The organism is Candidatus Yanofskybacteria bacterium, assembly GCA_016181175.1.
GTDB lineage: Bacteria > Patescibacteriota > Minisyncoccia > 2-02-FULL-40-12 > IGHO2-01-FULL-4-A > 2-01-FULL-44-17.
This window is the reverse complement of the sequence record JACOZV010000004.1, coordinates 17,985-32,293: the sequence shown is the minus strand read 5'-3', so window position 1 is coordinate 32,293 and position 14,309 is coordinate 17,985. Positions and strand designations below refer to the sequence as shown.

Below are 14,309 nucleotides of genomic sequence, written 5' to 3'. Positions count from 1 at the left end.
AACAAAAAGCGCGTTTCTCGCGCTTTTATTTTCCTAATTTTCTTTCTCGCTGGCCGTACTCTTCAATTATTTTTTTAAACTCTTCTTCAGAAAAATCTGGCCAGAGGGTGGGTGATATATAAATTTCCGAATCGGTGGTGTGCAACATCATAAAACCCGAACTGTTGTGAAACCAATGTTCTTTTGTTTCGCCGGTCCTGATAACAAGATCTACCGGTGGCAGTTCTCTCGTCCAAAGTGTTGCCTTAATTTTTTGAAAATCTAATTCTCCAGGTTGCCATGCGTTTTGTGGTTGCCAATTTCTCATTTTCGCTTGGATTTGAAAAGCTTCGACTAATTCTTGTTTCCCGTCGTATCCCAACAGGAGAGTAAGGTGGTGTTTGTCAAAATTTGCAGTCCGCATCTCAAGGTTCTTGATTAAATCAGCCAAAACTCTGGTGGCGGTAAGTTCTTTCCATTTGCCAAAAACCTTGAACCTGATTTGTTTTTCAAACAGGTCTTTTGTTAAGCGGCCGTTTAGACCTTTCTTTAGCAAAGAAACCAAATAATCTATTTCAGTGGCACACCTTTTTCTATAGTTGTCTTCGGACATTGCCCAAAACGTGAAATAGGGGATGCCGAGATTAAACGCAATTTTGCTGATTTCGTGAAATCGTTTTTTACCTTCCAGGTGACCCATTACTGATGGCCGTCCTTTAGATTTTGCCCAGCGCCGGTTGCCGTCCGGTATGATAGCAATATGGTTTGGAATGCCGGACTTCATTGTCTCCCCCCTTTACTTAAAATATTTTTTATTATCGAGCGAACTTCATCAACTTTTTCTTCCCAGTTTAGTTTGGATCCTATGTAAAAAAATGCAGGGTGTTTGCTCCACAATCGGAACAGCTCGCGGTGTCTTTGTGCTATTTCTTCGTAATTTTTTTCGTAGCGGGCAGGATTTTTTAAGCGGTCCTTTTCAAATATATGCTTTGGTGGCGGACCTAGATATATGACGGCGTCGTATCGGGCATATTCTTGTTCCACGCTTGTTTTGAAAAAACTCAAAAATTCTTTCAAGCCGCCATTGAGATACGCCGCGTTATCCAGTGTGCCACGATCTACTGCAATTGCTTTTTTGTTTTCTAATTTGGCGAATTGAATTGATAGCGTTTCAAAATTTTTTTGAGTTTGATATACCGTCAGCTGAAATCTGCGGTTAGCGACCCTATCGCCACTTGGTTTTATGCCAAGTTGATGGATTACCATTGAAGCCGTTTCTGGAATAAAATATATTTCAGGTCTCTTTTTTTTAAATATTTCCAAGATGCTACTTTTACCAGAACAAGGGGGACCAATTATGGCCATTCGGCAAATATCTTTTTGCAGTTCTCTCGTGTGATTCAAGGCAATTTGGCCGTTAATGCCACGCAACTCACTTGCTAGTCTGGCAAGATGTAAATTTGATAACTTGTCGGTTACCTCGGTAGCTTCCATAATCCATGGCGGCAGTTCTACTTTTTCGTCTGCGGATGCCAATTCTTTTTCCGCGATAATAATTCCTTTCAAAGGTTCATCATAAAAATCAACTTCCCAGCCGTTAACCTTATGCCTAGTTTTTGTAAGATGATGATGGCATGCCATTAGCAGGTGTTCCGCAAAAAGGCGATCTATTTTAAACTGGCCTTCCTCGCGCACCAACCCCGAGCCGGTTTTGATTGTCGCTGTTGCCAAAATTGACTTTCCTTCACTGGCCAATCTTACCCTAAATGATTTTGTCTGTTCGGGCAGTTCAAGGTATCCCTGCTGTATTTTTTTACAGCCGTCTTCGCAGGAAAGCATTAGCGGCAGGTTAATTTTTTTAACCAAAAAACGCCGTTCGATTTCTTGTTTTATCATCTAAACTCCTTTTAAATGTGCGTTATCTATCACGAAAGAATAAATTATTTTTTATTGTTGGTCAATCCTATTTTGTTTGTGCTATATTTAATATGAAATTAGCACAATTTGTTATTTTATGGATAACTTTTCTTTCCTAAATCCAGAAGAACTAAAAATTTTCAGGAAATTAAATACGCCCCAAAAAATACAAGATTTTCTGGAAGCGATTCCTATAAATTTTGATCACAAAAAAGATACCTGCATGTCGCCCCGGGTTATGCTCCGTAAAAATAAGGCGCACTGTATTGAGGGGGCTATGTTTGCGTCAGCGGTGCTTTGGTTTCATGGCGAGAGGCCGTTGCTTTTAGATTTGAGTGCGGCTGACAGGGATTTTGATCATGTAGTTACGCTTTTCAAGCGCGGTGGTTACTGGGGCGCGATCAGCAAGACCAACCACGCTGTTTTGCGTTATCGTGAGCCGGTTTATAAAAGCATTCGTGAGTTAGCGATGTCCTATTTCCACGAATACTTTGATAATGTCGGCCGGAAGAATTTGAGGGAATATTCCAGGCCGCTTGATTTGAGAAAATTCGGTAGCGACTGGATAACCGCTGAAAAAGACCCTTGGCATATTGCCGAGGCGTTATGCGACTGTCTTCACCAAAAAATTGCCGACAAAAAAACCATTGCCTCATTCCGCAGTGCCGACCCAACAGAGATTAAGGCCGGCAAAGTTGTCCAATATAAAAAATAGCCCAGACGATTTGTCTGGGCTATTTTTTAACAGCCAATAGCCAGCTGCTTTTAGCTTCATCATCCCACCAATTTTTGCGGAAGTGTCCAATAGTATAACTGTGGTTGGCGCCGAACCAGGTGTCGTGGAAATAAATTCTTTTTGAGGAAACTTTTTTTACGATTGAGTAATGATGTTCTTTGTGGTTGGGAATCCAATAAGTAACTAGAACCAAACTTTTTTTTGAGAACCTTTTCAGGGCGTCTAGGCTCGCTCCCTCTCTTACTCTAAATTTTACACCTTTCTTTTTTAGAAATTTAACTAATTGACTATTTGAAGTTCCCGACGGTGTGGTTTTAAGTTCTTTAGCCAAGTTGGTGTCCAGGCAAGTTTTGCCTGAATAATTCAGGATTATTTTGGTTACCGCTGGGCCGCAGGTCCAGCCATTTTTTTGCTTGTAGGCGCGGCCGAGGAGTTTCATCCCGTACGAGACAGGAAATGATTTGTTGTGTAAATCATTTCCGTGCCTATTAAAAATAACTTTATTATTCCCGATTAAATAGCCATTGTAACCCTTCCTTGTTGTTGGCGAAGGCTGTCTCGTTCGGGATTCATGTTGTGTGCATTTAAGCATGCCATTACTGGCTTGCCAACAGTTGACCCGGTTGCACATTTAATGTTTAATTTTTAACAAACGTGGTATACTTTTCATATGAGTAAATTATTTTTAGTTATTATGGTTGTGGCGGCAATATGGAGTTTGCCGTGGAAAGGTTGGGCCCTTTGGCGAGCGGCACAAAACCGCAACAAGCGATGGTTTGTTGTGCTGTTATTAGTTAACACTTTGGGTGTATTGGATATTTTATATCTGTATGTCTGGGGAAAGAAGGGTAACTAGACTCAATCAAAAGCCCGCGTTAGCGGGCTTTTGATTGAGTAAATTCGTCTACGAATTCCGAATATTTACACTCATTTATTTTTTTTCTTATTTTTTGCATGAGATTTAAATAAAATCTCAAGTTGTGTTCAGTGAGTAACCTGATTCCCAGTATTTCGCCGGACTTGAACAGATGATTGAGGTAGGCACGAGTGTGATTGCGGCAGCAATAACAATCACAGGCGGTATCTAGGGGCGTGAATTCGTCGCGGAACTCCGGTTTCAGTATGTTTAGCGTTTTATAGCTGTTGCCATGTGAAATGTAGGCTTTGCCATGCCTTGCTTCGCGTGTAGGAATTACGCAGTCAAAACTGTCACAACCACTTGCAACCGCTTGGACAATATTTTCCGGCGTGCCCACGCCGAGCAGATGGCGGAATTTATTCTCTTCTAAATGGGGGATAGAGGCGTCAACAGCGGCTAACATTTCTTCTTGGGTTTCGCCCCCGACAGCCACACCACCGATACAGTAACCCCCAAAACCAAGCGTTCTGATTTCTTCGGCCGATTTTTTTCTTAAATCAGTAAAGTTGGCGCCTTGTACTATGCCAAGCTGTAGTTGGTGGCTGTTAAGCAGGCGGTTAGTGTTTTTAAGTTCTTCAAATTTTTCTTTTGCCCTTTTGGCCCAGCGAGTCGTCCGTTCAACGGTTTGTTTAACTTTTTCGTAATTGTTCAGGTTACCAGTGAATTCATCAAGCACAACCGAAACATCGCTACCGAGGTTGTTTTGAATTTCAACAGATTTTTCCGGGGTTAATTGCATTCGTCGGCCGTCTGGGCCTGATTGGAAATAGACCCCTTCTTCTTTTACCTGCACATTAAAAGGATTTGGTTCTTCTGCTTTGCGGTTATATCTATGCTTTACCACGTTAGAAGTAAGCCGTCCCGAGGTGGCTGTCGCCACGCCTTCGACGTGGTGGGCTTCTAACGGGGCAAGCGAAAAAATTTGAAAACCTCCGCTATCTGTAAATATCGGTCCGTTCCAGGCCATGAATTTATGCAGGCCGCCGGCGTCAGCTATCAATTCGTCGCTTGGCTGTGTCCAGAGGTGATAAGTATTTGCCAAAATCATCTCTGTGCCCCAGTCACGCAGTTCGTCGTTTCTTGCTGATTTAATCGTTCCCTTGGTGCCGATAGGCAAAAAAACTGGAGTATGGACATCGCCATGAGCCGTCGAAAGTATGCCGGCTCTGGCTTTAGATTTGGGGTCGTTTTTGATAATTTGGAATGACATTATTTTATGATAACAACGCTGGCAATTGTTGCAACTTTATTTTTTCCGTGTTAAGTTAATAATTCTGGGCTTACGCGGTTGGCGAAGTTCAAGGCAAAACCGAGCATCGAAGCGAGTCATAGCAGAACTATGGTGAGCGAGAAGCGGAGGTTTTAACGAAGAAATTGGACAAACCCGTAGGGCTTAACTCAAGCAAAGCCCATAAGATTTCGGGCTTCTTAAGTTAAGCGTGTAAGTCCCGTCACAAATGGAAAGAGTTATACTACAAGCGGAACCGAGAAGTATTATTGGCAGGCAGGTGAAGTCGCTTAGACGACGCGGTTTTGTGCCGGCCGTAGTTTATGGTCACGGTTTTAAGCCACTATCAATTCAGGTGCCAGTTAATGAATTTGAGCGGGTTTATACTGAAGCCGGTGAATCCACTGTAATTTATCTCAATGTTGATGGACAGGATCATCCTACTATTATTCACGATGTTGTTCGTGACCCGTTAAATGATATTTTTTTGCACGCAGATTTTTATAAAGTGCGTTTGGATGAAAAAATACATGCAAAAATTCAGCTTAATTTTATAGGTGAATCCCCAGCGGTTAAGGGCTTGGGCGGAATTTTAGTGAAAAACCTGTCTGAAATAGAAGTTGAGGGTTTTCCGCAAGATTTGCCCCACCAGATCGATGTAGATATCTCTGTACTCGCGGAATTTAAAAGCCAAATTTTGGTAAAAGATTTATCAATCTCAAAAAAACTTGAGGTGAAGGTTGAACCCGAAGTTATAGTGGCTTTGGTACAGGAACCGATTTCCGAAGAAGAACTCAAGGCTCAACTTGAGACACCGGTTACGACCGCGCCGGAGGAGGTTGAGGTTATTAAGAAAGAAAAACCCGAAGAGGAAGTTGCGGAAGAAGCACCGGTGTCGTCAGAGAAAAAAGAGTAATCAAAACCCGCCATAAGGCGGGTTTTGATTTAATAAAACTTCACCTTTTTGGCGTAGTCCTCCCATTTTTGGAGCTGGGAAGGAGTGAGTAAGCGTGACTGCTCTATAAGGGTCTCAACGCTTTTAAAATCAAAATCTATTTGAGCGCCAGGTTTCAATTCGTCAGTTATTGTTTGGCTCAATACTGTTTCAATGAAAACTCTCTGGCCGTTTGTAACGGTCGTGTCGGTGAATTTGTTAAGATAACCCGTAAGGGCGCGGCGGGCCATTTTGATTTTACTGTCGCCGGATTGAGCCGTTTCGGTTATTCTCGTTTCACTTATTAGGGCTTGCTGTTTTTTGCTGTCCAGCAGCGACTTCAATTGTGGTCCGCCAAATACCAGAAGTACCAGACCAAAAAGAAGAACATAACGCGTTGCCCGACAGAGCGTGCAGTGACCGCCGAGAATATATTTTTTAAACCACTTTTTTATTTTGCTTCCCCAACCGGGGCCAAACTCAAAAACCGGCCCAGATGATTTACCGCCCGGCGCATTTAACCCGCTTGTGCCAGATTTTAAAAATAAAGCACGATGGTCTAATTGCATTTTTGTAATTTTTAATTTCCAATTTTTAATTTTTAAATAAATCTTAATGTTTTTAATTTTTAAACATTAGAAATTATTTACAAAATTATAAAATTAAAAATTATAAAATTAACCAGTCTTTTATTTTTAATTTTTAATATTCAGCAACGCATTAACTATTACATCAAGATTGCCGTCCAGTATTTTGCTTATGTTTCCCCAGCTTTTCTTGATGCGATGATCTGTAATGCGGTCTTGGGGGAAATTATAAGTGCGTATTTTTTCGGCGCGTTCAGCAGAGCCAATCTGTTTGCGGCGTTCCTCGGTAACGGCTCCGACTTCTTCGCGTTTTTTGATATCCAACAATTTGGATCGCAGGACTTCCAGCGCGCTTTCCTTGTTGCGCGCTTGGGAGCGTTCCTTTTGCGAGCTGACGACTAAACCGGATGGTTTGTGAAGTAATCTTACTGCGGTTGAAACTTTATTTACATTTTGCCCTCCCGGTCCGCCGGCGCGGTAAAATGATATTTCAAGGTCTTCAGGTTTAATTTCCAAGTCTGTTTCCTTTGCTTTGGGGAGTACGGCCACTGTGGCTGTTGAAGTGTGAACGCGTCCGCTTTTTTCGGTTTCGGGAATTCGTTGAACTCTATGAACGCCTGACTCATACCGCATTTTATTATAAACCTCCTTTCCTGACAGTTCAAAGACCATGTTTTTATAACCGCCAAGCGTTGTTTGACTGTAATCCAGGACGCTTGTTTGCCAACCCTGTGTTTCGGCATATTTTTTGTACATTTCAAAAAGTCTGGAAGAAAACAAGGCCGCTTCCTCGCCACCGGTACCGGCGCGTATTTCAATAATAGTTTCTTGTCGGCCCTGCCCGGAGTTAGTTGACTGGCCGCCGGAAAGCAATCGTTCAATCTCGGCATATCTCTTAGATGCTTCAGCTACTCGCTTGTAATCTAAAACAAACTCGGGATCAGCGAGTTGTTTTTGAATTTGATCAAGTTCTTTTTTGAGTTCTTCAGCTGTTGGCATTGAGGAGAGCCAGGTGGCAAGCTATTTTTTGATGCGAGGTTTTTTAACGGTTTTGCTTTTGATTGCAACATCCGATTTTCCCATTCTTTTTTTGAACCTATCAACTCGTCCTCGCGTATCAAGCATTTTTTCTTTGCCCGTATAGAAAGGATGGCATTGACTGCAAATTTCCACGCTAATCTCCGGCATTGTTGAGCCGGTTTTCCATTTATTTCCGCAGGCGCAGTGGACTGTGGCGTCAAAATATTGTGGGTGAATGTCTGGTTTCATCATTATTAGATTATCACAATTTATTTTATAAAGCAACCGGATTCTTATAAAATGTCTTCGTTCATGTCATAAAATAACTTGTGGATAAAAGTCGAGCAGGAAGCTTGTTTTAATGTTAAAATTATTACTAGAGAAAATATAATTCATTGGAATATATATTTATTCTCTAATAAGTGAAACAAGGAGGGAAAATTTTAATTTTAAAAAGATTTTTCACGCTGTTTTTGATTACTGCGGTTTTTTCGTTTACTTTTTTTGCGTGGCATTCTTCGGCTGCTGTTCCTCAAATTTTAAGTTTTCAAGGACGGCTGGCTGATGCTTCTGGAAATCTTCTTGGCGGAAACGGAACTAACTTTTATTTCAAGTTCGAAATCCATTCTACGGCAACGGGTGATAATGAGTTGTGGTCATCCGGTGGAACTGCGATAACGATAAAAGTTACTCAAGGTGTTTTTAATACTTTACTTGGTGATACGTCTGCCAGTTATAGCGCGTTAAATTTGGATTTTGATTCTCAGACCTATTATTTGGAAGTTCAGGTGTCTGATGACAATGTTGACTTTGAAACATTGTCACCCAGGCAAAGGATCGTTGCTTCCGGATTTGCGGTTAACGCCGAGACGGTTCACGGGGGGAGATTTTTGAACGCGACTGGTGTTGGTCAGTTCGGCGGACTAACTACGGCTTCATACTCAAGATTCGGGACAGCGACAACGACTCATTCCGATGCAATTTATTCCGCTAACGATCTTCTAATCTCCGGTGGTCTTGAGGTGGACGGTTCAGTTTCATTTGACGGATTTGTGAGTTTTGGAAGTAGCGCTTCAATTTCCGGAAGTTTAGAGTTAACATCAACACTTTCAAAACTGGGTATTAATGCGGGTGCTCTTACCAATACCGCTTTTGAAGTTGGCGGTACGGCCTCAATATCCGGCGCCACCACATTCAATGGCGTTACATATACCTGGCCTTCCGCCGAATACCGGCGGCGGTTCAGGCGGCAACGTTTCCGACGGCTTAGACATCGCCGTAACCGCCGGCACATATTTCGCCATCGCTTCCTTACAATTCGATGCTAACATGTTCAATTTCAGCAATACCGCTTCCAACGGCACCATCACATTAGACTGGACTACCGGTCCTGCAAGTCGTGCCGCCAATGAAACTATCACCGGAAGCTGGACATTCAGTAACGCTTCCAATCAATTCAGTAATACTCTTGAGATAAAAACCGCCAGCGTTTCCGCCCTTACAATAGGCGGATCCAACGTCTACACAGTCGGCGGCACAGATGTTTCTTTAGCCGACGGCGGCACTGGAGCCACTCTTACCGACCCCAACGCCGACAGATTCTTCATGTGGGATGATTCAGCCGGCGCCACTGTATTAGCCGGTCTGGGCGGAGCCTTAACTTTCACCGCCTTTCCAACCCTAACCATAGCTTCCCAAGGCATAGACATATCAAATCACACCAATCTTACCGCCGGCACCGATCTCACCTTGACCGGCGATGACCTGACCCTGGATTCAACTTTGACTCAAGCCTTTACATTTTCGACATATCCAAAGGACTTCACGCTCTGGCCGCCCTTACTTCAGTCGGTTCAGCTTCCTTTAACGGGGGAGTCAGAGGTTCGGGGTTAGTTGATTGCGATGGTGATACCCAAACATTGGGTTGGGATATAACAACAGGAAAATTTTCGTGTGGTGATGATGATACCTCTGCTGGTAGCGGTGATGCGGGATTTGGTATTGAAGCTATAAACGCCTTCACTGCTAATGGCAATTGGGTTAAACAGGCGTATGTTAATCAGGTTTATGTGGAAGTATGGGGCGGCGGTGCTGGTGGAAATAATGCTGCGGCGATAAACGGTGGTGGTGGTGGTGGTGGTGGTGGGTATAGTGCGGGAATAACGGCTGTCAACGGAAATGTGTCTATCGTTGTTGGTACCGGTGGCACCGTCGGAGTTGTTGGAAATTTAAGCAGATTTACAGGCGCACTTAATGGTGGGGCTAATATTCAAGGTAATGGCGGGGGATTAGGACTTGCCAATGGTGTTGGTGGTGTGGGGGGGAGTGCAATTGGCGGTACCTTAAATCTAAGCGGAAGCAATGGCGGTTCAGGTTTTGCCGCAGTTGCCGGCGCCGGTGGCGGCGATGGTGGAGGAAGTCCGATGGGTGGTGCGGGTGGCGGCGGGGGTTCGGGGGCTGGCTCAGCTCATAATGGCAATGGAACAATCGGAGCAGCTCCAGGTGGCGCTGGAGGCGGTGGTTCTGCAAACCTTGGAAAAGGTGCCGCCGGAGCAGCCGGTGCAGTTATCGTCTGGGCTCTTTCGGGTACCAATGGTTCCGACTTGGCAGAATATTTCGTGGTTGAAGATGGTGTAGAGCCCGGTGATGTGGTGGCTGTAGGCCCCAATGACACCTCATATGACTCAAAACAAGGTCTCCAGAAAACAGCAGTTCTTAAAAAAGCAACCCCTGAAGACCGTGTAGTTGGGGTTATCTCTACTGATCCATTTCAAATAATGAATAAAGACCTGAACGACCAAAGGCCGTCGGATACCCAACCCGTAGCTTTGTCGGGAACGGCGCTTGTTAAGGTTTCAACTGCAAATGGTGAAATTAAAAAAGGCGATTTGCTTACCGCATCCGATGTTCCGGGTGTCGCAGTAAGGACTGATAAAGCGGGATTAATAATTGGTTCGGCATTGGAAGATTTTGACGTCAGTGTTGCTAGCCAATCTGATGGTTTTCCTGAAGACCAAGGTAAAATCTTAATGTTCATTTCCACAACATATTCTACCGGAGCCAGGACAAAGTCGGTTCTTGGCAAATATGGGGTCAATATGGATGAGATACCAGAAGATATTGATATCGGGCGCCTGGTACTGGCCCAGATGTTAAGTCACAAGCAGGAAATAACAGCCAGCACATCTTTGTCGGAAATATATACTGATAGAATAATAGCCGGATTGGAAATTATTTCACCGCGGGTCTTAACTGATACGCTGGTCGTGAACATCATTGAGCCGGTGGATGATGATGTCGGGTTTAAATTGGCCAATGGCGGCGTATTTAGTATTTTCAATGTTGCTTCAGATTCATTCTCTACTTCATTTGGTCCTTCAAGCTTGGGGCGAGGCACTGGTCCGCCGGTAATTACCTTTGACAGTTTAGGTAATGCGTTTTTCTCAGGGGCGCTTAAAGCCGACTCGCTAACCATAGGGAGTCGAGACCGGCCAAACGGCATTACGTTTTATGATACCGAAACAGGGGAGCCGTATTGCGTAAGAATGACAAGGGGACAACTGGTTCACATACCGGGTGAGTGTTCGGTTATTCCGAGTATCCTCAATAATTCACAGCCAGAACCGACGCCAATTCCTTCAAAAGATTACGAATCTTTGGCAACTCCGGAGTCGAGCATAGAACCGACTTCAGAATCAGAACCATCCGTATCCGAAGAGTCCACGGCGGAGCCAATAATAGAAGAATCGCCACCTCCGGAACCTACGCCATCCGCCGAGGTTGAACCTCAAGTAGAGGTTCAACCTCCAGTGGAAGAGCCAACTCCTGAACCGGATTCAACAAGCTTACCGCAAGCAACGCCAGAGCCGCCTCCGTCAGAAGAATCTCCGCTTTCGGAAACTTCACCGGACACTTAAATTTGAAAAACTCTTATTTTAGTTTAAACTGAAAAGATGCTTTTTGGGTTTAGGTTTTCAAATACCCTTCTTATTATTTTCATTCTTTTTGGAGGAGGATTTTTGGCAAACAAATTTAATATTATTGATATTAATCTTTTTTGTAATCAATCTAGGTTTAAATTTATTAATAAAGAACTGGCTTGCGATAACTCTTTTGTTATAAAAAAACATGCTTATGCTGACTTAAAGAGCAGGATTGAAGAATTCATTGATTCTAAAATAAAAGAGAAAGAAATTACTAATGTGTCCATTTATTTTAGAGACCTTGTGAGCGGTCCGACACTGGGTATTGATGACCATGCCGTTTTTGCCCCGGCCAGCTTACTTAAGGTGCCCCTGCTTATAACCTATTTAAATTTTGCCGAGGACAAACCAGAGTTGCTCGAAAAAAAATTAACATACCATACGACAAAAGAAGTGATTTTTGAGCAATTAATTTCTCCAAAAGAATCAATTCAAGAAAATGAATCTTATTCTGTAAACGATTTGCTTAAGCGTCTGATTAAATATTCTGACAATAAGGCATACATTGTTTTGACTAAATATTTAATTCAGGCCTATCCAAATACAGATGTTTTTACTGAAACGATTCAAGATTTGGGCATTGTCAGTCCAAGAGGAGAGCGTGACGAAGTAATAAGCGTAAAATCATACTCCTCAATATTTATTCAGCTTTACCACGCATCATTTTTTAGGAATAAAGAAACTTCAGAAAAGACATTAGAATTTCTGGCAAATACAGATTTTAATATTGGTATTGTAGCTGGGGTTCCCCCCGAAATTTCGGTAGCGCATAAATTCGGGGAGCGAACCGGGTTTGAGGGTGGCATAAAACAACTCCATGATTGCGGTATCGTATATTACCCTAAAAATCCGTACCTTCTTTGCGTAATGACGCGCGGTCATGACATTGAAAAACTTTCCAATGTCATTGGCGCTATCTCTAAAATGTTTTATGAAGAATTTGATTCCCGCCGATTATAAGAAAATTCTGATTTTTATTATCATTCTGGCTTTTTATGCCTCTTTTTTGCTTATTAAGATAAGTTTGCCGCACATGGATAACGACACCGGTCTGTATATTATGGACGGCAAAACGATTTGGGAAACTCAAAATGTATTTAGAAATAACATCTATTCTTTTACGGTGCCGGACCATCCTGTATACGACCATCACTGGATGAGTAGCGTTGTTTTTTATCTCGTGTCCGAAATCTTCGGCTTTGGGGCATTGACTATTTTAAAAACCGCGATTCTTCTTTCCGCTTTCGCTATTCTTTTTATTGCAGCAATGAAAAAAGCTAACTTTTGGTTGGTGGCGGTTTTTTCTTTGCCGACTATTTTGATCTTGGCGGGCCGCAACAGAATACGGCCGGAAATGTTCAGTTATCTTTTTCTCGCCCTGTTTCTTTATTTGCTGTTTGACCTGGAAAAACATCCGGAAAGAAAAAGGATTTTTTGGCTTATTCCGCTTCAGCTTTTGTGGGTTAATTTTCATCTTTTCTTTTTTCTCGGCATCGTTCTGGTTGCCGGATTTTTGTTTGAGAAAGTTGTTTTATATATGCCCAAAATCCGCCTCCGCCAATTCGGGCGGCTGGCGGATTGGAGAATAAATTTAAAAAATTTGCGAAATGATCCGGTGGTTAAAAAATTACTTTCGGTCCTGTTTATACTGTTCGCTGTAATATTTATCAACCCCAACGGCTTAGAAGGAGCGCTTGCTCCGCTTAAAATTAAATTTCACTATGCCTCATTTTCGGTAAGCGAAAACCAGCCATTTTTTAATTTGAAAGCCAGTATTTTTTCGTGGGATATTTTCAATTCGCCATTTGCGCCCATGGTATTTATTTTTCTTTTTAGTTCCATTTTTGGTTTTCGCTACAAAAACAAACCGATATTCTTTTTATTGGCCGGACTTGCTAGCGCCGTCGCGGGACTTAACCAAATTAGATTAATTACTCTTTTTGCGTTTATATTTTTACCCGCGGTTTCGTCTAATTTTAATGGTGTTTTTCTTGCGATAAAAAATTGGTTAAGGCAAAAAAGGCCAAAATTGGCAGTCGTGTTAGGGTATAGTTTAGTTGTCATTATCTCTGCTGTTTATCCTTATAAGGCTTATGATTTGAATGCGGATGCGGCTTCGCGGGGATATAAGAATGACTGGGGCATTGGATTAGGTCGCCACTCAAATGATGCCGGAGAATTTTTCAAGAATAATAACTTAAAAGGTCCTATTTTTAATGATTATGATATCGGAGGTTATATTATTTATCACTTATTTCCTAAAGAGCGTGTTTTTGTTGACAACAATGGAGCCGATTCTTATCCTGTTTCTTTTTTTGATGATGTTTTCATACCGGCGCTATCAAGTGAAGAAAAATGGATTGAAGCGCGGGATAAATATAACCTGAACGCGATATTTATAAGTTTGCGGGACGGAAGTCCGGTTGTGGGAAGTTTTTTATTGAGGCGCTTGCGCGATCCATTATGGTCATTAGTTTATATTGATTCTTATGCAGTAATTCTTTTGAGAAACATTCCTCAGAACAGTGAAGTTATTAATAAATTTAGTACTCCTGGAAATCTCAACGAGAGAATTAACCACATGCTGACGTCCGATGATGTGTTAGATAGAATTATTGCCGGCCGGTTTATTTATTTAATGGGCAGTGAAAATTTGTCCACTTCTGTCTTGAAAAAAGTAGTGGCCGAATATCCTAAAAACAGCTGGGTTTGGTTGTATATGGGTTCTATTAAAGTGTGGAAGAATGATCCCCAGAGTTTAATTTCGGCGATTATTTTTCTGGAGAACGCGATTGATATGGGCGAGAAAACCCCAGAGAGTTATATGTGGCTTGGTCTAGCTTATTTCAGGACTGGTCAGTTTGAAAAAGCGGAAGACTCGTTTCAAAAATCTTTATATCTTGATCCGGACCGCTATGACACCACAAACTATTTAAACCAGCTTCAGGGCTATCTAAATCCTAAAACGAATCAGTAAAAGCAGAAGTTATCCACAGTCGTCTTGAA

Annotated in this window: 14 protein-coding genes; 7 read left to right on the top strand and 7 right to left on the bottom strand. The window is 42.4% G+C overall.

The window, feature by feature from the left end:
- Positions 1-25: 25 nt before the first annotated feature.
- The gene (uppS, locus tag HYT61_03460) at positions 26-763 is read right to left on the bottom strand and encodes a di-trans,poly-cis-decaprenylcistransferase (GenBank protein ID MBI2063262.1); all 738 of its coding nucleotides are present in this window, start codon (positions 761-763) and stop codon (positions 26-28) included.
- Positions 760-1,875: an AAA family ATPase gene (locus HYT61_03455; GenBank protein ID MBI2063261.1), complete on the bottom strand. Its 1,116-nt coding sequence runs from the start codon at positions 1,873-1,875 to the stop codon at positions 760-762. The genes uppS and HYT61_03455 overlap by 4 nt, the downstream gene beginning before the upstream one ends.
- Before the next feature lie 118 nt (positions 1,876-1,993).
- Between HYT61_03455 and HYT61_03450 the strand changes: the two genes are divergently transcribed.
- Positions 1,994-2,611: a hypothetical protein gene (locus HYT61_03450; GenBank protein MBI2063260.1), complete on the top strand. Its 618-nt coding sequence runs from the start codon at positions 1,994-1,996 to the stop codon at positions 2,609-2,611.
- 19 nt (positions 2,612-2,630) lie between these two features.
- Here the strand turns inward: HYT61_03450 and HYT61_03445 are convergent, their stop codons facing one another.
- Positions 2,631-3,071: a C39 family peptidase gene (locus HYT61_03445; GenBank protein MBI2063259.1), complete on the bottom strand. Its 441-nt coding sequence runs from the start codon at positions 3,069-3,071 to the stop codon at positions 2,631-2,633.
- A gap of 231 nt (positions 3,072-3,302) precedes the next feature.
- On the opposite strand from HYT61_03445, the gene HYT61_03440 reads away from it, so the two are divergent.
- Positions 3,303-3,488 carry a hypothetical protein gene (locus HYT61_03440; protein ID MBI2063258.1) on the top strand — a complete coding sequence of 62 codons (186 nt, stop codon included), beginning with the start codon at positions 3,303-3,305 and terminating at the stop codon, positions 3,486-3,488.
- Between the two features lie 19 nt (positions 3,489-3,507).
- On the opposite strand, the gene tgt is transcribed toward HYT61_03440, so the two are convergent.
- Positions 3,508-4,761 carry a tRNA guanosine(34) transglycosylase Tgt gene (tgt, locus tag HYT61_03435; protein ID MBI2063257.1) on the bottom strand — a complete coding sequence of 418 codons (1,254 nt, stop codon included), beginning with the start codon at positions 4,759-4,761 and terminating at the stop codon, positions 3,508-3,510.
- Between the two features lie 247 nt (positions 4,762-5,008).
- On the opposite strand from tgt, the gene HYT61_03430 reads away from it, so the two are divergent.
- Positions 5,009-5,695: a 50S ribosomal protein L25 gene (locus HYT61_03430; GenBank protein MBI2063256.1), complete on the top strand. Its 687-nt coding sequence runs from the start codon at positions 5,009-5,011 to the stop codon at positions 5,693-5,695.
- A 29-nt stretch (positions 5,696-5,724) separates the two neighbouring features.
- Here HYT61_03430 and HYT61_03425 read toward each other — a convergent pair whose 3' ends face one another.
- The 3 genes from HYT61_03425 to rpmE all read right to left on the bottom strand — a co-directional run bounded on the left by HYT61_03425 (position 5,725) and on the right by rpmE (position 7,569).
- A complete protein-coding gene (locus HYT61_03425) occupies positions 5,725-6,282 on the bottom strand; it encodes a hypothetical protein (GenBank protein ID MBI2063255.1) in 558 nt (185 codons plus the stop codon).
- Positions 6,283-6,408: 126 nt separating this feature from the next.
- On the bottom strand, positions 6,409-7,299 hold the full coding sequence (locus HYT61_03420; protein MBI2063254.1) for a PCRF domain-containing protein: 891 nt from the start codon (positions 7,297-7,299) through the stop codon (positions 6,409-6,411).
- Positions 7,300-7,320: 21 nt separating this feature from the next.
- Positions 7,321-7,569, bottom strand: a complete 249-nt coding sequence (gene rpmE / locus HYT61_03415) for a 50S ribosomal protein L31 (protein ID MBI2063253.1) — start codon at positions 7,567-7,569, stop codon at positions 7,321-7,323.
- Positions 7,570-7,742: 173 nt separating this feature from the next.
- Between rpmE and HYT61_03410 the strand changes: the two genes are divergently transcribed.
- The 4 genes from HYT61_03410 to HYT61_03395 all read left to right on the top strand — a co-directional run bounded on the left by HYT61_03410 (position 7,743) and on the right by HYT61_03395 (position 14,280).
- A complete protein-coding gene (locus HYT61_03410; GenBank protein ID MBI2063252.1) occupies positions 7,743-8,648 on the top strand; it encodes a hypothetical protein in 906 nt (301 codons plus the stop codon).
- A 591-nt stretch (positions 8,649-9,239) separates the two neighbouring features.
- On the top strand, positions 9,240-11,237 hold the full coding sequence (locus HYT61_03405; GenBank protein ID MBI2063251.1) for a hypothetical protein: 1,998 nt from the start codon (positions 9,240-9,242) through the stop codon (positions 11,235-11,237).
- Between the two features lie 102 nt (positions 11,238-11,339).
- Entirely contained in the window at positions 11,340-12,263 is a 924-nt protein-coding gene (locus HYT61_03400) for a serine hydrolase (protein ID MBI2063250.1), read from the top strand.
- Positions 12,235-14,280: a tetratricopeptide repeat protein gene (locus HYT61_03395; GenBank protein MBI2063249.1), complete on the top strand. Its 2,046-nt coding sequence runs from the start codon at positions 12,235-12,237 to the stop codon at positions 14,278-14,280. The genes HYT61_03400 and HYT61_03395 overlap by 29 nt, the downstream gene beginning before the upstream one ends.
- Positions 14,281-14,309: the final 29 nt, after the last annotated feature.